Raw genomic sequence first — 21,881 nt, forward strand, 5'->3', positions numbered from 1 at the left:
ACGCCGCCGAGGACCTGTGGACAGTCGGTCAGCCCGGGTAGACCGGCACCCGTCCGGCGGGACCAGGCTCGAAGAACGGACCGCCGTCGCGGAACAGCGCCGGCCGGTCGGGTCCGCCCGCAGCCACGGTCAGCGGCTGGCCGGGGGCCGCGGCGACCGCGGTCGGCTCGCGACTGATGCCAATGCGGGTGTCGGCCGCGACCGCGGAGCCGTCGACCTCGACCGCGAAGGGGATCCGCCCCGGTGCTGCGCCCCGTCGGGCCAGCACGGCCAGACCCGTCGCGTCGGCCCAGGCGACGTCGAGGACGTCGACGAGGGCGGGTGCCACCCGGCGCAGGCCCGCGATCCGCAGACCGGTGTCCGCGAGCTCGACCCGGCCGACGAGCAGGTCGCCGTCGCGGACGAGCGCCACCCGCGCGCCGTCTCGGCTCATGGCGAGCGACGTCACCGCACCGGTCCCTTCGACCGGGACCTCGACGATCGCCTGGTCGGCGAGCCGCAGCAGCCTGACCCGCCCGCGATCGGCCAGGAACAGCCCGCGCTCACCACTCCCCCAGGTCGGGGATGTTGCGGGCCCGACCAGAGCCCGGCGCGTGTAGGGGCCGGCCAGCGGGCCGGTGCTCACCACGGTCCCTGCGGCGGTCCGGGTCAGGACCGCGACGAGCTCACCCACCGGGCTCACGGCGACGTCGTCGACCGCGGGCGGCTGGCCGGGCACGAGCGTCGCGGCCGTCGTGCCCGCGGCGATGGAGCGCAGCTCGCCACCCGCCGCGAACAGCAGCGGAGGCTGCGCCGCCAGCCCGTCGGGTGCGACCTCGTCCCACGCGTCGCGGGACTGCTCGATCACGCCGTCCACGACCAGCGGGGCACCACCGGCGCGCAGCCGCAGGGTCGTGAAGCCCTCGAGCTCGCGCAACGTCCACACCAGCTGGGCGGACAGCTGTCGGCGCTCTGCCTCGCCCAGCTGCTGGACCGATCCGTCGAGGTCCACCACGACCGTGCCGCCGTCGCGCTCGACCCGTGACCGCAGCCGGGTGCCCGGGGGCACCGCGCTGCGGACGGCCGGTGCGAGCTCGGCCGAGGGACCCCGCAGCAGTCGCTCGACCAGGGCCTGAGCAGGCTCGGCCGTGGCCGGCTGGAAGACCGGCTCGGCGACGAGCCGACCGGTTGTGGAGGCCGCCGCCAGGAAGTGGACCGAGCGCGCACGGAAGGAACGGGCGCGGTCGCGCACCGACAGGTGCAGCCCGGGTGGGACCTCCACGAGCCGCCACGTCGTCCCGCTGCGCCGCAGGCGGTAGGCAGCCGTCTCGCTGCGGGGCTCGGAGACCCACGTCTGGTCCGCCCGGACCTGACCGAGCAGGCGGTAGGTCACGGTGACGACCGTGGTGTCACCACTGCCGCGCTGCTCGACGGCGTTCTGCCGAGCCTCGAAGACGCGGGCCTCGGTGTCGTCCCACGTGACGCCGTCTGCGAGGAACTGACGCGCGATCGCGTGGCCGTCCTTCGGGCTGCTCTGCGCGTCGACGAACCCGGCGACGACGGCGAGCGCGTCGGCGTCGACGCCGGGACCGGGCGGCAGGACGTCGACGCCCCCGGGCTGGGCGGCCCGCTCCACCGCCGGCCCGGGCCGCTGCACGCCCTCGTCCAACGGCAGCCCACAACCGGCCAGGAGCACCACCGCGGCGACCCAGCGCGCCCTCATGCGCGCACCGGCTCGAGGGGCAGCGGGCTGACGACCAGCGCCCCGCCCGACTGCCGCGGCAGGGTCATCCGGAAGGCCGCCCCACGACCCGGCTCGCCCCACGCGTGGAGCCACCCGCCGTGCAACCGCACGTCCTCGTAGGAGATCGCGAGACCGAGCCCGGTGCCCCCGGTCGTGCGGGCCCGTGAGGGGTCGGCGCGCCAGAAGCGGGTGAAGACCAGGTTGCTCTCGCCGGGACGCAGCCCGATGCCCTCGTCGCGCACGACGACGGCGACCGCGTCGTCCGCGGCCCCGAGCTCGATGGTCACGGGCCGGCCCTCGCCGTGCTCGACGGCGTTGACGAGCAGGTTGCGCAGCACCCGCTCCACGCGCACCGTGTCGAGCTCCACCGGGACCTGCGTGGTCGGCACACCGCGCAGGTCGAACGACGAGCCCGACGCGGCCGCCAGCGGCTCGACGGACACCACGGCCCGGCGGACGAGCGCCGCCAGATCGACCTGCTCCTGCGACAGCGCCGCAGCGCCCGCGTCGTAGCGGCTGATCTCGAGCAGGTCGATGAGCAGCCGCTCGAAGCGGTCCAGCTCGAGCTGGAGCAGCTCCGCCGAGCGGGCGGTCCCGTCCGTGAAGTCGTGCCGCGCCTCGTGGAGCACGTCGGCGGCCATCCGCACCGTCGTCAGGGGGGTGCGCAGCTCGTGGGAGACGTCGGACACGAAACGGCGCTGCACGCGTGACAGGTCCTCGAGCAGTTGGATCTGGCGCTGCAGCGCCTCCGCCATGCTGTTGAAGGTCGAGCCGAGCTGCGCGAGCTCGTCCTCGCCGTGCACCGGCATCCGCTCGTCGAGCCGACCGGCCGCGAAGTGCTCCGCGATGGTCGCCGCCTGACGCACCGGCGTGACGACCTGCCGGGTCACGAGGGCGGCGATGAGGACCAGCAGCACGACGAGGAGCAGGCCGGCGACAGCGGCGGTGCGTCGTACCAGACCGAGGGTCTCCTCCTCCGCGGTGAGGGGGAAGAAGTGGTAGAGCCGGTACTCACCGAGCGCCGGCCCAGTCGCGAGCACGCCTCCAACCACGATGCCCGGCCCCCTGCCCTGGGCCGTGGGGACGTCGGCGAAGACGTACGCCGTACCCCCTGCGTCGAGCGCCTCCACGAGCTCGGGGGGCACGTCCTGCTCGGTGACCCGGGCGGAGGCGAAGGCGAAGGTCCCCGGCGCGACGCCGTCGAGCAGCACGCGGTAGAGGTCGCCCGCGGATCCGCGGACGGTCAGCTCGTCACCGATGCGGGACAGGACCTCGCGCGTCGCCGACGGGTCGCGACTGGCGGCGAGCGAGGTGTCGACCTGCGCCTGCGCGACGCTGAGGCCGGCCTGCGCCTCGCTCACGGCCGAGCGGGCCTTCGCGTCGACCAGGCCCGAGCCGACCTGCCCGATGAGCAGGCTGGCGAGCAGCAGCAGCACGACGCCACTGACGAGCAGGGTGGTGAGCACGACGCGGGTCTGCAGCGAGCTGCGCCAGCGCTGACCGGCCCGGGCGAGCAGCCCGCGAGCTCCGGTCAGGACGACCCCGCGCGATAGCCGACCCCGCGGACCGTGAGCACCACCCGTGGGTTCTCCGGGTCGCGCTCGACCTTGGCGCGCAGCCGCTGGACGTGGACGTTGACCAGCCGGGTGTCGGCGGGGTGGCGGTAGTGCCAGACCTGCTCGAGCAGCACCTCGCGGGTGAAGACCCGGCGCGGCTCGCGGGCCAGCGCGACGAGCAGGTCGAACTCGAGCGGGGTCAGCTGGAGCAGGGCCTCGCCGCGGCGCACCTCGTGGCCCTGGAGGTCGATGGTCACCGGGTCGTCCGTCGGACCGATCGACAGCACCTCGCTGCCCGGGTCCTCGCGGACCCGCAGCCGGGCGCGCACCCGGGCGACGAGCTCCTTGGGCTTGAAGGGCTTGACGACGTAGTCGTCCGCGCCGCACTCGAGGCCCGCCACCACGTCGGGGGTGTCGCTCTTCGCGGTGAGCATGACGATCGGCACGCCGCTCTCGGCGCGGATCTGCCGGCACACCTCGAGTCCGTCCGTGCCGGGCAGCATCAGGTCGAGCAGGACGACGTCGGGCTTCTCGCGGCGGAACGTCCCGAGGGCGGCGTCACCGTCGGCGACGAAAGAGGTGTCGAAGCCCTCGTTGCGCAAGACGATGCCGAGCATCTCCGACAGCGCCGGGTCGTCGTCGACGACCAGGACCCGAGACCTCACCTGCGACCACCCTTCCGCTGCCGACCGTGCCGACCCCATGCTCGCACCTCGGGCCACCGGGCCGTGGAACGATGAGGCGACCAGCCGGCGCCGCCGGTCGGCACCGTGGAGGAGCCTGCATGTCCGAGCCGACCGACGGCTGGTCCGCGCCGTCCGGCCCGCCCCCCTCAGCACCGACCCCGCCGCCGGCGGCGGAGTGGCAGGCACCACCCGGATGGGGCGCCCAGCCGACCGGGTGGGGGGCCCAGCCGACCGCCCCGGGTCAGCCGGCGTGGGGCGCACCGCGCCCGCCCGAGCCGCGCCCCGGCGTGATCCCGCTGCGACCCCTCGGCCTCGGCGAGCTGCTCGACGGCACCGTCCAGGTCGTACGCCGCTACCCCCGACCGACGCTCGGCCTGTCGGCGCTCATCGCGGTCGTCATGAGCGTCGTCAACGCGCTGTTCCTGCTGACCGCCTTCGCCCCCTTCGCCGACCTCGACACCTCGGGCTCGAGCGGCACCACCGCCGAGTTCGACGCCGAGGTCGGCGGGCTGCTCGCCGGTGGCCTCGCCACGGCCGTCATCGCCGGCCTCGCGACCGTCGTGCTGGCGGGGGTCATCACCGCGGTCGTGGGCCGCGCCGTGCTCGGCCAGCCGATGAGCTTCGGCGAGGCGTGGACGGCCGTGAAGCCGTTCGTCCTGCGCCTCGTCGGGCTCGCGCTGCTCACCGGGCTGATCGTCTTCGCGACGCTCGGCATCGGCGTCGCCATCGCGATCGGCCTCGGTGCCGTAGGCGGCGTCGCGGGCGTCGTCGTGGCCGTGCCGCTCGGGATCGGGGCCGTCGCCCTCGCCGCCTACGCCTACGTGCGGCTCTCCCTCGCACCAGCAGCGATGGTCCTCGAGCGCTGCGGGATCGTCGAGTCGATGCGCCGCTCCGGCGTGCTCGTGCGCCGCTCCTGGTGGCGGGTCTTCGGCATCCTGCTGCTCACCTTCGTCATCGTGCAGGTGGTCAGCTCGGTGCTGCAGCTGCCCTTCGGCGTGCTGAGCAGCGGCAGCGCCTTCCTCACCGGCGAGGTCGACCCGTCGAGCCTGGGCTACGTCCTGCCCGCCGCGATCGGCGGCGGCATCGCGCAGGCCCTCGTCGCGCCCTTCGAGTCGGGCGTGCGCGCCCTGCTCTACGTCGACCGCCGGATGCGCGCCGAGGGCCTCGACGTCGCCCTGCAGGCGAGCAGCGCCACGACCTGATGCTCGTGCTGCAGCTCCTGCTCGGGGCGGTCACCGAGGTCGACGTCGACTCCCTCGACCGCGACGACACGCGCGAGGCGGCGCGCGACGAGCTGTCCCGCCCGGAGTACCAGGAGGCCCGCCCGCCGCTGTGGCAGCGTCTGCTGGGCCGACTCGTCCGCGAGGTGCTCGACCTCATCAGCCGCGCCGCCGGCAACGTCCCGGGCGGACGGGCCGGCGTCCTCCTCGCGCTGCTCATCGCCGCCGCGGCGGTCGCGCTCGTCCTCGTCAAGCTCCGGCCCGTCCTGCGCGGCGCGCGCAGCGACGCGCTCTTCGACGGCGGCGCGGTCCTCACTGCGGCCCAGCACCGCGCGCTCGCCGACAGCGCCGCGAGCGAGGGCAGGTACACCGACGCGGTGCGCGAGCGGATGCGCGCGCTGGTGCGCGAGCTCGAGGCCCGCGGGGTGCTCGACACGCGTCCGGGCAGGACCGCCGGCGAGGTGGCCCGCGACGGCGGGGCGGCCGTGCCCGGGGTCGCCGACGACCTGCGCGTGGCCGCCCGGACCTTCGACGAGGTCTGCTACGGCGGGCGCACGGCCGACGCCGCGACCTACGCCGTGATGGTCGGCTGCGACGACGCCGTCACCCGCGCCCGGCTGGTGGTCGCGTGACCGTCCTCGACACGCCCCCCGCCAGCCCGACCGACGCCGCGACCGCGACCGGGCCGACCGCGCGGTCGGTGGCCCGCAGCGCCCGCGGGCCGATCGCGCTGCTCGTGCTGCTCGTCCTCGCCGGCGCCCTGACCGCGGCGGTCCGGGCGACCGGCGCCTCGGGCCTGCTCGACCCGGACAGCTACCAGCCCGACGGCGCCCGCGCCCTGCGGGTGCTGCTCGAGGACGAGGGCGTCACCGTCCGTCGGCTCGAGGGCACCGCGGAGCTGTTCGCCAGGAGCGGCGACGTCGTCGTGGTCGCCCGCCCCGACGAGCTGACCAGAGACGACCTCGAGGCGCTGGAAGGCGCGCTCGCCGCCAGCGCCGACCTCGTCCTCGTGGGCGCAGAGAGCGACGTGCTCGACCGGCTGGGCATCCCCACGGACACCGTCGGCACGGCCGACGACGACCGGCGCGCGCCGGCCTGCGACCTGCCGGCAGCTGTCGCGGCGGGTGAGGTCGAGATCGGCGGGGAGCGCTACCGCCCGGGCCCGGGCAGCGGCGCGACCGGGTGCTACGCCTCGGGAGGCGCCGCGACGCTGGTGCGGCTACCCGAGCAGCGCGTCACGCTGCTCGGCAGCGGCACCTTCCTCACCAACGACGGGCTCGGCGACGCGGGCGCGGCCGCCCTCGGCCTCGGCGTGATCGGCACCGGCGACGTCGTGCACTGGGTCGTCCCCGGGCCGACCGTCCTCAGCGAGGAGGGCACTGGCCGGCCGCTGTGGAGCCTGCTCGACATGAGCGTGCGCGCCGCCGCGCTCGCCCTCGCCCTGGCCTTCACGGTCCTCGCCCTGTGGCGCGCACGCCGCCTCGGCCGGGTCGTCGTCGAGCCGCTGCCTGTCGTCGTACGCGCTGCCGAGGCGGTCGAGGGACGCAGCCGTCTCTACGAGGCCGCCGGTGCGCGTGAGGCCGCCGCGGAGTCGCTGCGGGCCGGCACCCGGCACCGCCTGGTCACCCGGCTGGGGCTGCCACCCGACACTGGCCGCGACAGCCTGGTCGCGACCGCCGCCGCCCGCGCGGGCCGCGACCCGGCCGGGGTCGACGCGCTCCTGTACGGTGCGGCTCCGGTCGACGACACCGCTCTCGTGCGGCTCGCCGACGACCTCGACGCCCTCCTCTCCGCATCCCTGGGCGGCGTCGCCCTGCCCCGCACACCCACGACCCGGGAGGTGGCCGGTCCGTGACGGCACCCGCGAAGAAGGCCCCAGCCCGCCGCCGCACGACCGCCGGCACCGTCGACGAGGGAGCCGCCCGCGAGGCGCTGGTCGCCCTGCGCAAGGAGGTCGGCAAGGCCGTCATCGGCCAGGACGCGACCGTCACCGGCCTCGTCATCGCCCTGCTCTGCCGCGGTCACGTCCTGCTCGAGGGCGTGCCCGGGGTGGCGAAGACGCTGCTCGTGCGCGCGCTCGCCGCGTCGCTGTCGCTCGACACGACCCGGGTGCAGTTCACCCCTGACCTGATGCCCGGCGACATCACCGGCTCGCTGGTCTACGACACCCGCACCGCGGCCTTCTCCTTCCGCGAGGGCCCGGTCTTCACCAACCTGCTGCTCGCCGACGAGATCAACCGCACGCCCCCGAAGACCCAGGCGTCGCTGCTCGAGGCGATGGAGGAGCGGCAGGTCTCCGTCGACGGCCACCCCCGCCCGCTGCCCGACCCGTTCCTCGTCTGCGCGACGCAGAACCCCGTGGAGTACGAAGGCACCTACCCGCTGCCCGAGGCCCAGCTCGACCGCTTCCTGCTCAAGCTCACGGTCTCGCTGCCCTCCCGCGAGGACGAGGTCTCGGTCCTCGCGGCCCACGACTCCGGCTTCGACCCGCGCGACCTGTCGGGCCTCACCCCGGTCGCCGGCCCGGCCCAGCTCGCCGCCGGTCGCCGCGGTGTCCAGGCCGTGTCGGTCAGTCCCGAGGTGATGGGCTACGTCGTCGACGTCTGCCGGGCCACCCGCACCTCGCCGTCGCTGTCGCTCGGTGTCTCGCCCCGCGGTGCCGTCGCCCTGCTCAACACCTCCAAGGCGTGGGCGTGGCTGTCCGGCCGCGACTACCTCACGCCCGACGACGTGAAGGCGCTCGCCCGCCCGACGCTGCGCCACCGCGTCTCGCTGCGCCCCGAGGCCGAGCTCGAGGGCGTCACCTCCGACGGCGTCCTCGACGGCGTCCTCGCCGCGGTGCCCGTCCCCCGCTAGTGGCCCTCACCGGGCGCGCGGCGCTGCTGGCGCTGCTCGCCGTCCTGCCCGTCGCTCTCGCGGAGACCTACCGCGCGGTGCCGGTGGTCGTCGTCGTGCTCCTCCTGCTGGTGATCGTCGACGTCGTCCTCGCGGTGCCGGTGTCGGCGCTGCGGCTGGTGCGCGGCGGGGCGACGTCATGCCGGCTCGGCACGACCGTCGAGGTGCCGCTGACGGTGACCAACACCAGCGGCCGGCGGCTGCGCGGGGTGCTGCGCGACGCCTGGGTGCCATCGGCGGGCGCGACGCCGCGCACGCACGTCCTCGACGTACCTCCGGGTGAGCGGCGCGTCCTGCCGGTCGCCCTCACCCCGACCCGGCGCGGCGACCGGCTGCCCGACCGCATCACGGTGCGCTCCGTCGGGCCGCTCGGCGTCGCGGCCCGCCAGGGTCGCCACGAGGTGCCGTGGCGGGTCCGGGTCCAGCCGCCCTTCGCCTCGCGCATCCACCTTCCCGAGCGGCTCGCGCGGCTGCGCCAGCTCGACGGTCTCGTCGCCGCGCGGGTCAGGGGGCAGGGCACGGAGTTCGACGCGCTGCGCGAGTACGTCCCCGGCGACGACGTCCGCTCCATCGACTGGCGCGCCACCGCCCGCCGCTCCGAGGTCGTCGTCCGCACCTGGCGCCCCGAACGCGACCGCCGGGTGCTGCTGGTGGTCGACAGCGGCCGCACCTCTGCGGGCCGCGTCGGCGACGTGCCGCGCCTCGACGCCGCCCTCGACGCCGCGCTGCTGCTCGCCGCGCTCGCCTCCCGGGCCGGCGACCGCGTCGACCTGCTCGCCATGGACCGCGACGTCAAGGCCGCCGTCGAGGGCGCCGGCCGCGAGGAGCTGCTGTCACGCCTCGTCGACGCGATGGCCGGCCTCGAGCCGTCACTGGTCGAGACCGACGGCCGCCGGGTCGTCTCCGAGGTGCTGCGCCGCAGCCGCCGCCGCTCGCTCGTCGTGCTCTTCACGACCCTCGACGCGGCGCCGCTCGAGGCCGGGCTGCTGCCGGTCCTCGCGTCGCTGACGACCCGCCACACCGTCGTGCTCGCCTCGGTCGGCGACCCACGGGTCGAGCAGATGGCCGCGTCCCGCGGCGACACCCGGGCGGTGTACGACGCTGCCGCTGCCGAGCGGGCGCGCGCGGAGCGCCGGCGCATCACCGGCCTGCTGCGCCGCCGCGGGGTCGAGGTCGTCGACGCCCCGCCCGAGTCCTTCGCCCCCGCGGTCGCCGACGCCTACCTCGCCCTCAAGGCCGCCGGCCGCCTGTAGCGCCGCCCCTCGCGGGATGTGGCGATCAGCCGGTCGCCCCCCGTCCCCCGCGGGATGTGGCGATCAGGCACCCACGCGCCCGCGCGGATGATCGCCACATCCGGGCCGGACAAGACGGCCGGCCGGCCGCGACCGCGCACCACCTCGCAGATGTGGCGATCAAGCCCGCACGCGCCCGCATGGATGATCGCCACATCCCAGGCGGGGCTGCGGGGAGGGCGGGGCGGGGGCCGTCGTCAGGTGGGGAGGACGTCGCCGCGCAGCGCGAGCTCGAGGTCACCGGTCACCCCGGCGCGGTAGGCCCGGCGACCGAGGACGAAGACCCACAGCAGCAGCAGCACCTCCGCGACGACCCCGATCGCGATGCGCCCCCAGGTGGGCAGCCCGCTCGGCGTCACGAAGCCCTCGATGAGGCCGCTGACGAACAGCAGCAGCGCCGTGCCCAGCGCCCCGACGACCAGCGCCCGACCCTCCTCGGCCAGGGCATCCGAACGAGTTCGATCCCCCGGGTCGATCAGGGTCCAGCCCAGCTTGAGACCGAGGCCCGCGGCGATGAAGACCGCGGTGAGCTCCAGCAGACCGTGCGGGGTGATGAGGCCGAAGAACAGGTCGAGCCGGTCGTTGGCCGCCATGAAGCCGCCGGTGACGCCGACGCCCGCGGCGTTCTGGAAGACGATGTAGACGACCGGCAGGGTCAGCACTCCGACGACGATGCAGGCCGCGGCGATGAAGGCGTTGTTGGTGAAGACCCGGGCCGCGAAGTCCTGCGCGGGAGCCGAGGAGTAGTAGTCCTCGAAGTCCTCCTCGACGAGCTGCTTCACGGCCTCCGGCGGCGCGAGGGCACCCTGCACGTCGGGGTTGGCCGCGACGTAGGCACCGATCGCGAACGACACGACGAGGAAGGCGGCGGTGACGCCGAGCCACCACCAGCGGGTGCGGTAGAGCACCGCGGGGAAGTCGACGCGCAGGAAGCGGGCGACGTCGGCGAAGGTCGACCGGCGACCGCCGGCGACGGCACCGCGGGCCTCGGCGACCAGCGAGGAGAGCCGACCGACCAGCGCAGGGTCACGGCTCGTGCTCTGCACCGTCGACAGGTGGGTCGCGACCCGCTGGTAAAGCTCGACCAGCTCGTCGACCTCGGCGCCGGACAGCCGGCGGGGCGACCGCGCGGTGCGGACCAGGCGCTCGAGGCGCTGCCACTCGGCGCGGTGGGCGGCGACGAACAGGTCCAGGTCCACCTCGGCAGACTACGGTCAGGACTGCGGTCATGTCGGTGCGAGCAAGGGAGCAGGCAGGGTGTCGCAGCTGGTCACCGGTGAGGCCGTCGCACTGGACCTCCGCCCGGCCGGGTTGCCCTCGCGGCTGCTCGCCTCGGGCATCGACCTGGTCATCCTCGGCGTGCTCTACACCGCCGTCGCCGCGGTCTTCCTGGCGGTCGGGGTCAGCTCCTCCAGCGCGGCCACCGCGGCGCTGACGATCACGTCGTTCGTCCTGGTCTTCCTCGGCGTGCCGGTCGCCTGCGAGACGCTGTTCCGCGGCCGCACCCCCGGCAAGGCCGCGCTCGGCCTGCGGGTCGTCCGCGACGACGGCGGCCCGGTCGCGTTCCGGCAGTCCTTCGTCCGCGGCCTCGTCGGGTTGTTCGTCGAGAAGCCGGGCTTCACCTTCGGCCTGGTCGCGGTCGTCACGAGCCTGCTCAACGAACGCGGCAAGCGCCTCGGCGACCTGCTCGCCGGCACGATGGTCCTGCAGGAGCGGGTCGCGGTCACCCGCGGACCGGTCGCGACGATGCCGCCGCAGCTCACGGCCTGGGCCGAGACGCTCGACCTCGCCGGTGTCCCTGAGCCGCTGCTGCTGTCGGTGCGGCAGTTCGTCGCGCGCAGCAGCCAGCTCACCGACGCGGCCCGCGCGACCCTGGGCAGTCAGCTCGTCGCGACGGTGCTGGCCGTCACCTCTCCCCCGCCGCCCCCGGGCACCCCGGGCTGGGCGGTGCTGTCGGCTGTCCTCGCCGAGCGCCGCCGCCGCGAGGAGGCGCGCCAGAGCGGCTACACCCCGGCCCCCCGCGAGACCGCCCCCACACCGACCCTCACACCGACCCTCACACCGACCGCGCCACCGACTCCGCACCCGCCGTCGGACACCGGCTTCGCGCTGCCCCAGTAGCAGCGGCTCAGCGGCGGACGCCCTTCTCCGCGGCCTCCAGGAACTGCCGGTAGACCGTGACGATCGCCGGGTCGAGGCGCAGGTCGTTGTGGTACTTCCCGGCGTACTGCCGGTTGTCGGCGCCCTCCAGCCGCGGTGACTGCGCGTAGGTGACCCCGGGGTACGCCGGGTCACCCGCACCGGTCCCGTCGTAGATGGTCATCCACTTCGCCGGGCCGTAGGTCTCGCCGGCCTTGTTGAGCCGGTCGAGCCAGGGCGTGCCGGCCGCGATCTCGTCGCAGGACACGACGTTGCCCTCGCTGCCGGGCGGGCAGAAGCCGGTGCCGTGGTTGGCGCCCGCGATGCCGACGAAGGCGACGAGGTCCTTGCGGAGCGACGGGTGCACCCGCAGGGTCTCGCGGGCCAGCGTGACCCCGAGGGAGTGCCCGACGATCGAGAAGCGCTTGGTGCCGGTGTAGGACTGGACCATCCTGATGAAGCGCTCGAGGTCGGCGACGTTGACGTCGTTCTCGGTGATGTAGGTCGTGGCGTCCTTGCCCTCCTCGGAGTGCTCGGCGTCGCGCTGCGGGTTGGTGCGCTGCAGCGCGGTGCCGTTGCTGCCACCGAGCCCGGCGTAGGACAGCGCCCACAGCTCCTGGTCGCTCCAGCCGGCCGCCCGGAAGTCGTCGCGGACGGGGTACCAGTCGGCGTGGTCGACGTTGTTCCCGTGCACGAGGATCACGGGTACGTGCTTGAGGGGCGCCCGCCGCTTGACCCCGCCGAAGCCGCCGATCCGCCACTTCCACTCGGAGTCGATGAGCGCCGGGACGTCCTTGGCGAACTTCGCCGGCGCGGCCTTCTGCGGTGGGGTGCGCTCCGGTTTGGGCGTCGCGTCGGCCGGCAGCGCCGTCCCGAGCAGGACTACGGCAGCGACAAGTGCGAGAGCTGCGCGCGCAGCTCCTTCTTGTCGTACTTGCCGACCGAGGTCTTGGCCACCTCGTCTACCACCACGAGCTCGTCCGGCAACCACCACTTGGCCACTCTCCCTGTCAGGAACTCCCGCAGCTGGGTGAGCGAGAGCGTCGTGCCGTGGTGGAGCGAGGCGACCACGACGGGCCGCTCGTCCCACCGGGTGCTGGGAATCCCGACGACCGCCGCCTCGCGGACGGCCGGGTGGGCCAGCACCTCTCCCTCGAGCTCCACCGACGAGATCCACTCGCCGCCGGACTTCACGAGGTCCTTGCTCCTGTCGACGATCTTGAAGACGCCGTCGGGCTCCATGAGGGCCATGTCACCGGTGCGCAGCCACCCGTCGCGGAAGCGGTCGGGCGCGCTGCGGTGGTAGTCGGTCGCGACCCACGGGCCGCGGCACTCGAGCTCGCCGACAGACGCGCCGTCCCACGGCAGCACCGAACCGGTGTCGGGGTCGGTGATGCGGGCCTCGAGCCCGGCGAAGATCGTGCCGGTCCGCAGCCGCACCTCGAGCAGCTCGGCGTCGGACAGCCCGCGGTGACGGCGCCGCGGTCGCGACACGCAGGCGACCGGCGACGTCTCGGTCATGCCCCAGATCTGCAGGATCGTCGTGCCCAGCTCGTCGTACGCCGACATCAGCGCGCGCGGCGTCGCAGACCCGCCGACGCCGATCGTGCGCAGCGACGACAGGTCGTGGCCCTCGGCGACGGCCAGCATCGCGGTCCAGATCGTCGGGACGCCCGCAGCCCACGTCACCCGCTCGGTCTCGATGATGCGCGCGAGGTTGTCGGGTGAGGTGTCGGCGCCGGCGAGCACCAGCTCGGCTCCGGTGAAGGGGGCGGCGTAGGGCAGCCCCCAGCCGCAGGCGTGGAACAGGGGTACGACGGGGAGCACGCGGTCGCGCTCCGACAGCGCGAGGTGGTCGACCATGCACGCCGCCATCGCATGGAGGTAGGTCGAGCGGTGGGTGTAGACGACCGCCTTCGGCATGCCGGTCGTGCCGGAGGTGTGGCACATCCCGCAGGCGTCGTCCTCGCGCAGCTCCGGCAGGTCGACCGCCGGCGCGGCCTGCTCGAGCAGCTCCTCGCCCTCGAGGATCCCGTCGAGGCCGGGCGTGGACCCCTTGCCCAGCCGGACGAACGAGCGCACCGACGGCATCCGCGCGGCGACGTCGGCGAGCCTCGGGACGAGGTCGTCGTCGACGAGCAGGACGACGTCGTCGGCGTCGGCGACGACGAACTCGAGCTGGTCGTCGTGGAGCCGGATGTTGACCATGTGGAGCACGGCGCCGACCAGCGGCACGGCGTAGTAGAGCTCGACGTGGCGGCTGGAGTTGTTGGCGAAGGTACCGACGCGGTCGCCCGGTCCGACGCCGAGGTCGCGCAGGACCGTCACCCAGCGCAGGACCCGCTCGGACAGCTCGCCGTAGGTCGTGCGGACGCTGCCGGTCGGCAGCGCATCGACGACCTCGCCGTCGGCGTAGACCGTGCGCATCCGGTCGAAGATCGTCGCCACGGTCAGCGGCTGCGCCCCCATCAGGCCCTTCACAACGGCAGCTCCTCCTGGGGCAGGCCGAGGCCGAGCACGAGCAGCGCAGCGTCGACGGGGATGCGGGCGTCGAGCCCGGTGAGGTCGCGGACCCGGCCGAGCCGGTAGGACACGGTGTTGGCGTGGACGACCTCGCGGCGCGCGGTCTCCGGCACCGAGCCGGTCTCGAGGTAGGCGCGCAGCGTGGTGACGAGGACGCCGCTGGCGTCGCGGGCGAGCAGCACGTCAGCGACCCGGCGGCGCAGCGCGTCGGCGACCCGGTCGTTGCCGAGCAGCAGCTGCTCGATGAGCAGGTCATCGGGCCCGAAGGAGCCCTCGCGGTGGCCCTCGGCGACCGCGGTCGACAGCAGCTGCTCGACCGAGCTCACCTCCGCGAGCAGCGCCTCGCCACAGGTCGCGGCCCGGCCCCAGGCGACCAGGGCGCCCGCGCGCTGGACCGGCCGGTCGAGGCGCTGCGGCACCAGCAGCAGGACGCGGTCACCGCGGTGCCCGCCGAGCGTCCCGGCGGGGGCCTCAGCGAGGAGCGCGTCGATGCCGGCGGCCGCACCCGCACCGGCGACGATCACCGGGACGTACGACGGGGCGAGCACGGTCGAGAAGCGCAGGCTGACCGCGGCGACCTCGCTCGGGTCAGCAGCCGTGAGCAGCGCCTCGACGAGCTCGCGACGCCGAGCGTCGAGGTCGCGCAGCCGCTCGTGGCTCGCGGCGAGGTAGGCCCGGGCCAGCGCGCTCGAGGTGCGGTCGACGGTGTCCATCCAGCGGCTGCCGAGGCTCGCGAGCAGGACCTCCTCGCCGGGCTGCACGGCGGCGCACAGCGCCGTCCACGCCTCGCGCCCGGCGATGCGGTAGGCGTGCAGCACGGACTCGAGCGGGATGCCGCTCATGAGCCGGTCGCGACCGGACGCCTCGAAAGCGGCCAGCTCGCGCGGCCGCAGCGGACGGTCGTGGACGACGGTCTCGAGGAAGACCTCGACCAGCCGTCGTGACACGGGCAGCACGTCGGCGACCATCTGCGCGTCGGTCATCGCGGCGTACTCGTCGATCTCCGAGCGGTAGGCCGCGCCCATCCGCGCGAGCAGCGGGTCGAGGTCGGCGAGGACCCGCGCGGCCAGGCCGGCCGGTCCGCTGCTCGGGACCGAGCGCAGCGCGGTCACGGGCGCGCGCCATCGCGGTCGGCGAACCACTCGAGCAGCAGCGCGTTGACCCGCTCGGCCTGGTCGGTGGTGAGGACGTGGTTGGCGTCGTCGACGACGACGAGCTTCGCGTCGGGGATCGCGTCGGCGAGCGTCTCGCCGTTGGCCGGCGGAAGCAGCCCGTCGAGCGCACCGTGCACGACCAGCGTCGGCGACGTGACCGTCGGGAGCTCGGCGAGGCGGTTCCACAGCGCGGTGCCGCCCTGCGCGAGGTAGCCCGCGGGTGAGGCCGCGAGCGGCATCCGCACCGCCCAGTCCTCCTCGATGAGAGACCGGTCGGTGGACGGCGCGTAGTTGACGGGGATCGAGGCCTCGGCGGCCTCGACGGCGGTCATCGTCGCGCGCTTCTGCAACAGCTCGAGCGCGGCCGGCGGCACGGTCGCGTTGACGATGCCGGGGTGGCTCGCCATGAGCACCAGACTGCGCACCCGCTCGCGGTGCGAGAGCGCGAGCTCCTGCGCCATGAGGCCGCCCATCGAGATGCCGACGACGTGGGCGCTCTCCTCGCCCGCCGCGTCGAGGACGGCGAGCGCGTCGGCCGCCATCGTCTCCACCGTGTAGGGCGCGCCGGGGACGTCACCGGTGTGACCCGCACCGCGGTTGTCCATGACGATCACGCGGTGTCGCTCAGCCAGAGCCGGGACCTGGCGGAACCACATGGCAGCGGGGTAGGCGAGCCCCATGAGGAGCAGCACCGGGGTCCCTGCGCCGGTGGCCTCCCAGAAGACCTCGGCGCCGTCCTCACGCGCTACGACGGGCACGGGGTCCTCCGGTGGTCGGCGACTGCCGGCGCTTGCCGAGGGCGGTGCCGGTCGCGGCCGACAGGACCCGACCGATGCCGAGGTGGGTCGCGAGCGTGCTGCTGTCGAGCTCGTCGACCGGTGCGGAGTGCACGACGGTGCCGGTCTGCAGCAGGTGGGCGGTGTCGACGAGCGACAGGCCGAAGGCGACGTTCTGCTCGACGAGCACCATCGTCACGCCGGTGGCCTTGACGGTCTCGAGGACCTCGCGCAGCTCGAGCTGCGCGACCGGCGACAGGCCCGCGCTCGGCTCGTCGACGAGCACGAGCGACGGCTCGTTGATGAGCGCACGGGCGACGGCGAGCGAGGCCTGCTGGCCGCCCGACATCGTCCCGGCGGCCTGCGAGCGGCGCTCGCGCAGCACGGGGAAGCGGTCGTAGACGCCGTCGAGCGCCGGGCCGTAGCGCTTCTTGTCCTTGCGGCGCAGGGTGTAGGCGCCGAGCCGGAGGTTCTCCTCGACGGTCAGCTGGGGGAAGACCTGGCGGCCCTGCGGCACGTGGCCCATCCCCATCGCGACCCGCTTCTCCGGGCTCAACCTCGTCACGTCGACGCCGTCGAGCAGGACCTGACCCGAGCGGGCCGGGACGACCCCGGCGATGGCCTTCATCGTCACCGACTTGCCGGCGCCGTTGAGGCCGAAGACCCCGGCGATGGAGCCCTGCGGGACGCTGAAGGAGATGCCGTGCAGGACCGTCGTGGCGCCGAAGCCGGCGGTGATGTCGACGAGCTCGAGGACGGGCACGGGGGCGGCGACTGTCATGCGAGCACCTCTCCACCGAGGTAGGCGGTGACGACCTCGGGACGGGTCACGACCTCGACCGGCTCGCCGTCGGCGATCACCTGCCCAGCAGCCATGACGTAGAGCTCGTCGGCGACGCCGAGCACGAGCGGGACGTTGTGCTCGATGAGCAGCACGGTGCGGCCGAGCTGGTCGCGCACGTCGAGCAGGGTCGCGGCGAGGTCCTCGGCCGCGGCCGGGCTCATGCCGGCACTCGGCTCGTCGAGCATCACGAGCTCGGGGCTGGTGACCAGCGCGCAGCCGATCTCGACGATGCGCTGCTGGCCATGGGAGAGCCGGCCCACCGCGGTGTCTCGGTAGCGGCCGAAGCCCAGGCCGTCGAGGGTCTCGTCGGCGCGGGCCCGCAGGTCGCGCTCCCAGTGGCGCACCGGACCGAGGCCGGTGAGCGCCGAGACCACGCCGTAGGGCGCGGCGAGGTGCTGCGCCATGAGGAGGTTCTCGTAGACCGAGAGGTCCTTGGCGAGGCCGATCAGCTGGAAGGTGCGACCCATGCCGCGGGCCGCCCGGGCGTGGGCCGGCAGCGTGCTGACGTCCTCGCCGAGGAAGACGACGCGGCCGCTGTCGGGGGTGAGCGCTCCCGTGACGGCGTTGAACAGCGTCGTCTTGCCGGCGCCGTTGGGCCCCATCAGCCCGACGATGGTGCCGCGGTCGACGCGGATGCCCGCGCTGTCGACGGCCTGCAGGCCACCGAAGCGCACGCTGACGTCGGACACCTCCAGCACCGCGGTGCCGGGTCGGATCGTGCGGGGCGCCGGCAGTCCGGTCGGCCGGGTGAGCGCCGGCAGGCTGGGCCGGGTCGGCGGCAGCGGCGGCTCGCCGCCCTTGCGGATCGCCCGCTTCTCGCGCGTCTTGGTGACCGCCCCCGCGAAGCCGTGCGGCTCGACGGCGAGGGTGTACATCAGCAACGCGGCGTTGAGCACGAGGTCCCAGCCGCGGAAGCCGGCCCCGAAGACGCCGATGAGCAGCTCGGGCAGGAAGAAGGCGAAGAACGCCGCGAGAACGACGCCCCACCGGCTGCCGAGCCCGCCGATGACGACCATGACCACGAGCAGCAGGCTCTTGGCGTAGGGGAAGTCGTTGGAGGTGACGGTGCCGTAGGCCGTGCCGTAGACGCAGCCGGCGACGCCGGCCATCGCCCCGGAGATGGTGAACGCGAGCAGCTTGAAGCGCGCCACGTCGATGCCGAACGACGCTGCCACCTGCTCGTCGGCCTTCAGCGCCCGGAAGGCGCGACCGAGCCGGGAACGCACCAGGTTGACGTCGACCTGCCAGACCGCGACGAGCAGCAGCGCGGCGAGCACCAGGAAGCCGGCGTCACTGGAGATGGGGTTGCCCCCGACGTAGGGGTTGGGGATGACCTTGCCCGAGGAGCCGCCGCCGATGTCCTCGAGCGGGAAGACCGTCTGCCATCCGACGTAGGCGACGCCGACGGTGACGATGGCGAGGTAGAGGCCGCGCAGCCGCAGCGCCGGCAGGCCGACGAGGAACGCGATGACGCCGCCGACCGCCGCCGAGGCCGCGAGGCCGACCACCCAGGGCAGCCGCAGCTGCACCGGGCTCGTCACGATGCCGGTGGTGAAGGCCCCCACGCCGACGAAGGCGAACTGCCCGAGGCTGATCTGCCCGGCGTAGCCCATGAGGACGTTGAGCGAGATGGCCGCGATCGCGAAGGAGCAGGCGGCCGAGGCAAGCAGCGCGTTCTTGTCGGACAGCAGGCCGAGGCCGTCGAGGCCGAGCGGCAGGACGACGGCGAGCACGGCCGCGATCGCGATGCCGGGGACCTTGACGATCGGCAGCGTGCCGACACGGGCGCGGTCGAGCAGACCGGTGGCAGTGGTCATGCGCCCACCTCGCGGGCCTGGGGTGCCGGCCGGCCGACGGCGTCGAGCCGCTTGAGCAGATCGGGCAGGAGCTGGCGTCCGAGCAGCGCGACGAGCAGCAGCCCGAGGACCACGGCGTAGCGCAGCCCCGGGATGCCGTACTCCGAGAGGTAGCGACCGGCGGCGGCCTCCGCGACGCCCAGCACCACCCCGCCGACGACGGCGCCCGGCAGGCTGTTGAGCCCACCGATGACCGCGGCAGCGAGACCGACGACGTAGAGCTCGGTGGCGTAGCCGGGGCCGAACTTCGTCACCGTCGGCGCGACGAGGATCGAGGCGAGGACGGCGAGCCCGGCGCCGGCCCCCCAGATGGTCAGCGAGATCCGCGACAGCGGGACGCCGACCAGCCGGACCGCGGTCGGGTCCTGCGCGGAGGCGAGGATGCCGAGACCGAAGTCGCTGCGGCGCAGCACGGCCTGCAGGCCGAAGCCGAGAGCGACCGCGAGGGCGAGCCCGCCGATCTGGGTCCAGGTGACGAAGACGCCGGCCAGCATCACGCCGCCGTCGACCGGATCCTTGAGCAGCTGCGGCTCCTCGCCGAAGACCTGGATCTCGACGGCGAGGAGGAACAGCGCGAGCCCGACCGTCGCGACGCTCACGGCCACCTTGTCGGCGTCGCTCATGAAGCGCACGACCAGCAGCTGGAAGACGCAGCCGAGGACCACGCCGAAGGTGACCGCCACGACCGCGCCGACCACCCACGGCAGCCCCTGCTGGGTGACGAGCACCGCGGCCAGCAGCGCGCCGGCCGCGCCGATCTCGCCGCCGGCGAAGGTCAGCACACCGGTGCCGCGGTGCAGCAGCACGACGCCGAGCGCGAACAGCGCGTAGATGCCCCCGGAGATGAGCCCGAGGACGAGGACCTGGCCCATCAGGCCGGCCCGACGCAGGCCTTGGTGTTGCGCCAGTTGACCTTGCCCGACGGGCTCGCGTAGGTCTGCATGAAGACGACCTGGTCCGAGCCGTGCTGGCGGTCCCCGCGGGTGAAGTCGATGACGCAGGCGCTGCTCGTCGGCCGCTTCTTGTAGGTCGTGAGGGTGTCGACGAAGCGGTTGCGGGTGCAGTCCTTGCCACACGCCAGGAAGATGTCGTAGAGCGCCTTCTGGCCCTGCCAGTTGAGGAAGAGCAGGTCTCCGCCAAGCCCCTGCAGGTCGGCGTTGGGGCGGTACTTCGCGTACTGCTTCTCGAACAGCGCCAGGTCGTCGGCGTAGGACGAGAAGCTCCCGCCGCGGTCGCCGAAGCTGTAGGCGGTGTACATCGCGACACCGTCCAGGGGGGGCGAGAGCGCGTCCTGGCCGAGGTTCTGGCTGGTGAGGTTGAACGGAAACAGCATCCAGTTGGGGCTGTAGTTCTGACGCTTGGCCTGCAGCAGGATCTGAGTGGAGGTCAGGGCGTTCTCCCAGCCCCACACGACCTCGGCGCCGGCGTTGCGCATCGCGAGGATCTCGTCGGTGTAGTTGGCCTTGCTGGCCGCCACCGCCCGCTCGGCGACGATCTGCAGCCCGGCCTGCTTGGCCAGGGCCTTGAAGGCCACGACGCCCGGCTCCCAGTTGGGCCCGTCGCGCTTGATGATGCCGATCTTCTTGCCGCGGAACTTCTCGATGGCCAGCTGCGCGAAGCCCTCACCCATCCGCTCGACGGTCGGCAGTGCGGTGAAGGAGTACTTCTGCCCCTCGGTGCCCTTGATGGTGGCGGTGTGGTGCAGGTAGAGCAACTTCTGCTCCTCGACGTAGTTGCGCACCGCGGGGATCTGGTCGAAGCCGATGCCGCCGATGAGCATGAAGATGCCCTTGGCCTGGCAGGCACGGGCGGCCACCAGCGCATCGGACGCGGTGTAGTTGTCGTTCTCGTAGGTCACCGCGACCTTGCGGCCGTAGACGCCGCCCTGCTCCTCGTTGAGCGCGGTCCAGAAGACGTTGAAGTCCGCGGCCTCGGTGTTGAAGGCTGCGCCGTAGGTGAGGGCGGCGTGGGCGCACATCGTGATCGAGGTGTCGGTGATGCCGATGCGGTCCTGGTCGGGGGCGAACAGCGTCGAGCGGGTGGCCGGACCGGTCGTGCCCGACCTGCCGCTACCGGTCGTCGACCCCGACGTACCCGAGGTCCCCGCGGTCCCGGTCGTGCCCGTCGTGCTGGAGGTGCGGGTCGTGCCGGAGGTCCCGCTCGTGCCCGACGTCCCCGTCGTGCCGTCGGCGCCGGTCGTCCCGGGGCCCGTGGGCGTCCCGCCGGTGGTCCCCGTCGTCCCAGTGGTCCCCGCCGTCCCGGTCGGGCCCACGCCGGTGGCGTCACCCGCCAGGGTCTGGGGAGCCGGCGCGCTGGAGCAGGCCACCAGCGAGGTGGCCAGCGCAGCGAGGACGAGTACGGGTCGTGAGAGGGGCTTTCGGCGCACGAGTCACTCCTGGGTTGCGGGACCGCGTCGTCGCGGTTGCCGTCAGCCTGTGAGTTTCGCCACCTCCACGCAGGATTCCTACCGTGAGGGCTGGGCAATCTCCGACCCTCGCTTGTGAATCTCACAACAACGAGCCACCTGGCGGGTACCTCCTGCCTCAGGCTTGGTGTTCTGACCGTCAGGGCCGCGGGTGCTCGACGAAGAAGGCGTGCATCAGCTCGGCCATCGAGGTCCCGCCGGGTCCACGAAGGTCCCGCGCGGGTCGCCGCCCGTGATCGCGTGGTTCGCCCCGTGGATGACGACTGCCTCGACGACCGAGCGACCGTCGACGTCGTAGCGCGCGACGGTGTAGGGGTGGCTCGCGAGTCCCAGCACCCCGCCGCCGCACGGGAGCCGGCTGTTGCCGACGCACCGGTCGCCCGGCGGCGTGCCGAGGACCGCGTCGTGGGTCGTGACCGACGACGGCTGCAGGGGCACCGACCCGTTGGCCCTCCCGTCGTCGGCGAGGTCGTTGGTCGCGAGCCACTGCCCGACCGCGGACGCGCCCATCGCCGCGTTGTTGACCGTGTCGGCACCGCCCTGCACCACCAGCGTCGGGACGACGCGCGCGCGCGGCCCCATCGCGGCGAAGGCCGCCGTGCCGTCGGGGTCGCCGCACGTCCGGTAGGCGCAACCGGCCACCGGGGCGACCGCAGCAAAGAGGTCGGGGTGGGTCGCCGCCAGGATCGCCGCCAGGATCGCCGCCAGGATCGCCGCCAGGATCGCCGCCAGGATCGCCGCCAGGATCGCCGCCAGGATCGCCGCCAGGATCGCCGCCAGGATCGCCGCCAG

Annotated in this window: 19 protein-coding genes; 6 read left to right on the forward strand and 13 right to left on the reverse strand. The window is 74.0% G+C overall.

Annotated elements, in window-relative coordinates; translation table 11 throughout:
* Positions 1 to 28: 28 nt before the first annotated feature.
* From Q8R60_06430 to mtrA, 3 genes are read right to left on the reverse strand one after another with little or no spacing between them, the layout of a single operon-like run.
* Positions 29 to 1,702, reverse strand: coding sequence for an LpqB family beta-propeller domain-containing protein (locus Q8R60_06430; GenBank protein MDP3712106.1), 1,674 nt, complete (start codon positions 1,700 to 1,702; stop codon positions 29 to 31).
* Positions 1,699 to 3,258 carry an MtrAB system histidine kinase MtrB gene (mtrB, locus tag Q8R60_06435; protein ID MDP3712107.1) on the reverse strand — a complete coding sequence of 520 codons (1,560 nt, stop codon included), beginning with the start codon at positions 3,256 to 3,258 and terminating at the stop codon, positions 1,699 to 1,701. The genes Q8R60_06430 and mtrB overlap by 4 nt, the downstream gene beginning before the upstream one ends.
* Complete coding sequence (gene mtrA / locus Q8R60_06440) at positions 3,255 to 3,983, reverse strand: MtrAB system response regulator MtrA (GenBank protein ID MDP3712108.1); 729 nt, start codon at positions 3,981 to 3,983, stop codon at positions 3,255 to 3,257. The genes mtrB and mtrA overlap by 4 nt, the downstream gene beginning before the upstream one ends.
* Positions 3,984 to 4,063: 80 nt before the next feature.
* On the opposite strand from mtrA, the gene Q8R60_06445 reads away from it, so the two are divergent.
* The 5 genes from Q8R60_06445 to Q8R60_06465 all read left to right on the forward strand — a co-directional run bounded on the left by Q8R60_06445 (position 4,064) and on the right by Q8R60_06465 (position 9,333).
* Positions 4,064 to 5,167: a hypothetical protein gene (locus Q8R60_06445; protein MDP3712109.1), complete on the forward strand. Its 1,104-nt coding sequence runs from the start codon at positions 4,064 to 4,066 to the stop codon at positions 5,165 to 5,167.
* The gene (locus Q8R60_06450) at positions 5,167 to 5,817 is read left to right on the forward strand and encodes a DUF4129 domain-containing protein (GenBank protein ID MDP3712110.1); all 651 of its coding nucleotides are present in this window, start codon (positions 5,167 to 5,169) and stop codon (positions 5,815 to 5,817) included. Before Q8R60_06445 ends, Q8R60_06450 begins: the two co-directional genes overlap by 1 nt.
* Complete coding sequence (locus tag Q8R60_06455; protein MDP3712111.1) at positions 5,814 to 7,040, forward strand: DUF4350 domain-containing protein; 1,227 nt, start codon at positions 5,814 to 5,816, stop codon at positions 7,038 to 7,040. The genes Q8R60_06450 and Q8R60_06455 overlap by 4 nt, the downstream gene beginning before the upstream one ends.
* A 77-nt stretch (positions 7,041 to 7,117) precedes the next feature.
* Positions 7,118 to 8,041: a MoxR family ATPase gene (locus Q8R60_06460; GenBank protein MDP3712112.1), complete on the forward strand. Its 924-nt coding sequence runs from the start codon at positions 7,118 to 7,120 to the stop codon at positions 8,039 to 8,041.
* Positions 8,041 to 9,333 carry a DUF58 domain-containing protein gene (locus tag Q8R60_06465; GenBank protein MDP3712113.1) on the forward strand — a complete coding sequence of 431 codons (1,293 nt, stop codon included), beginning with the start codon at positions 8,041 to 8,043 and terminating at the stop codon, positions 9,331 to 9,333. The genes Q8R60_06460 and Q8R60_06465 overlap by 1 nt, the downstream gene beginning before the upstream one ends.
* 236 nt (positions 9,334 to 9,569) lie before the next feature.
* Here Q8R60_06465 and Q8R60_06470 read toward each other — a convergent pair whose 3' ends face one another.
* Positions 9,570 to 10,571: a stage II sporulation protein M gene (locus Q8R60_06470; protein ID MDP3712114.1), complete on the reverse strand. Its 1,002-nt coding sequence runs from the start codon at positions 10,569 to 10,571 to the stop codon at positions 9,570 to 9,572.
* A 58-nt stretch (positions 10,572 to 10,629) separates the two neighbouring features.
* Between Q8R60_06470 and Q8R60_06475 the strand changes: the two genes are divergently transcribed.
* Entirely contained in the window at positions 10,630 to 11,493 is an 864-nt protein-coding gene (locus Q8R60_06475; protein MDP3712115.1) for an RDD family protein, read from the forward strand.
* A gap of 7 nt (positions 11,494 to 11,500) precedes the next feature.
* Here the strand turns inward: Q8R60_06475 and Q8R60_06480 are convergent, their stop codons facing one another.
* From Q8R60_06480 to Q8R60_06520, 9 genes are all read right to left on the reverse strand, one after another.
* Positions 11,501 to 12,214, reverse strand: a complete 714-nt coding sequence (locus Q8R60_06480) for an alpha/beta fold hydrolase (GenBank protein ID MDP3712116.1) — start codon at positions 12,212 to 12,214, stop codon at positions 11,501 to 11,503.
* Between the two features lie 179 nt (positions 12,215 to 12,393).
* Positions 12,394 to 13,992 carry a long-chain-fatty-acid--CoA ligase gene (locus Q8R60_06485; protein ID MDP3712117.1) on the reverse strand — a complete coding sequence of 533 codons (1,599 nt, stop codon included), beginning with the start codon at positions 13,990 to 13,992 and terminating at the stop codon, positions 12,394 to 12,396.
* Entirely contained in the window at positions 13,989 to 15,146 is a 1,158-nt protein-coding gene (locus tag Q8R60_06490) for a helix-turn-helix domain-containing protein (GenBank protein ID MDP3712118.1), read from the reverse strand. Before Q8R60_06490 ends, Q8R60_06485 begins: the two co-directional genes overlap by 4 nt.
* Entirely contained in the window at positions 15,143 to 15,946 is an 804-nt protein-coding gene (locus Q8R60_06495) for an alpha/beta hydrolase (protein ID MDP3712119.1), read from the reverse strand. Before Q8R60_06495 ends, Q8R60_06490 begins: the two co-directional genes overlap by 4 nt.
* Positions 15,927 to 16,745, reverse strand: a complete 819-nt coding sequence (locus tag Q8R60_06500; GenBank protein ID MDP3712120.1) for an ABC transporter ATP-binding protein — start codon at positions 16,743 to 16,745, stop codon at positions 15,927 to 15,929. Before Q8R60_06500 ends, Q8R60_06495 begins: the two co-directional genes overlap by 20 nt.
* Positions 16,742 to 18,625, reverse strand: coding sequence for a branched-chain amino acid ABC transporter ATP-binding protein/permease (locus Q8R60_06505; GenBank protein ID MDP3712121.1), 1,884 nt, complete (start codon positions 18,623 to 18,625; stop codon positions 16,742 to 16,744). The genes Q8R60_06500 and Q8R60_06505 overlap by 4 nt, the downstream gene beginning before the upstream one ends.
* Positions 18,622 to 19,536 (reverse strand): branched-chain amino acid ABC transporter permease, encoded by a 915-nt coding sequence (locus tag Q8R60_06510; protein MDP3712122.1) that lies wholly within the window; start codon positions 19,534 to 19,536, stop codon positions 18,622 to 18,624. Before Q8R60_06510 ends, Q8R60_06505 begins: the two co-directional genes overlap by 4 nt.
* Positions 19,536 to 21,050, reverse strand: coding sequence for an ABC transporter substrate-binding protein (locus Q8R60_06515; protein ID MDP3712123.1), 1,515 nt, complete (start codon positions 21,048 to 21,050; stop codon positions 19,536 to 19,538). The genes Q8R60_06510 and Q8R60_06515 overlap by 1 nt, the downstream gene beginning before the upstream one ends.
* 213 nt (positions 21,051 to 21,263) lie before the next feature.
* Positions 21,264 to 21,881: hypothetical protein (locus Q8R60_06520; GenBank protein MDP3712124.1), on the reverse strand; the 618-nt coding region annotated here is incomplete at its 5' end.

The sequence above is a fragment of the Mycobacteriales bacterium genome (assembly GCA_030697205.1).
GTDB lineage: Bacteria > Actinomycetota > Actinomycetes > Mycobacteriales > SCTD01 > JAUYQP01.

Excerpts from the sequence above, each read along its gene's own strand:
- Q8R60_06430 (MDP3712106.1), bottom strand. The coding sequence starts at position 1,702 with ATGAGGGCGCGCTGGGTCGCCGCGGTGGTGCTCCTGGCCGGTTGTGGG.
- mtrA (MDP3712108.1), bottom strand. The coding sequence starts at position 3,983 with ATGGGGTCGGCACGGTCGGCAGCGGAAGGGTGGTCGCAGGTGAGGTCT.
- Q8R60_06445 (MDP3712109.1), top strand. The coding sequence starts at position 4,064 with ATGTCCGAGCCGACCGACGGCTGGTCCGCGCCGTCCGGCCCGCCCCCC.
- Q8R60_06450 (MDP3712110.1), top strand. The coding sequence starts at position 5,167 with ATGCTCGTGCTGCAGCTCCTGCTCGGGGCGGTCACCGAGGTCGACGTC.
- Q8R60_06500 (MDP3712120.1), bottom strand. The coding sequence starts at position 16,745 with ATGACAGTCGCCGCCCCCGTGCCCGTCCTCGAGCTCGTCGACATCACC.
- Q8R60_06505 (MDP3712121.1), bottom strand. The coding sequence starts at position 18,625 with ATGACCACTGCCACCGGTCTGCTCGACCGCGCCCGTGTCGGCACGCTG.
- Q8R60_06510 (MDP3712122.1), bottom strand. The coding sequence starts at position 19,536 with ATGGGCCAGGTCCTCGTCCTCGGGCTCATCTCCGGGGGCATCTACGCG.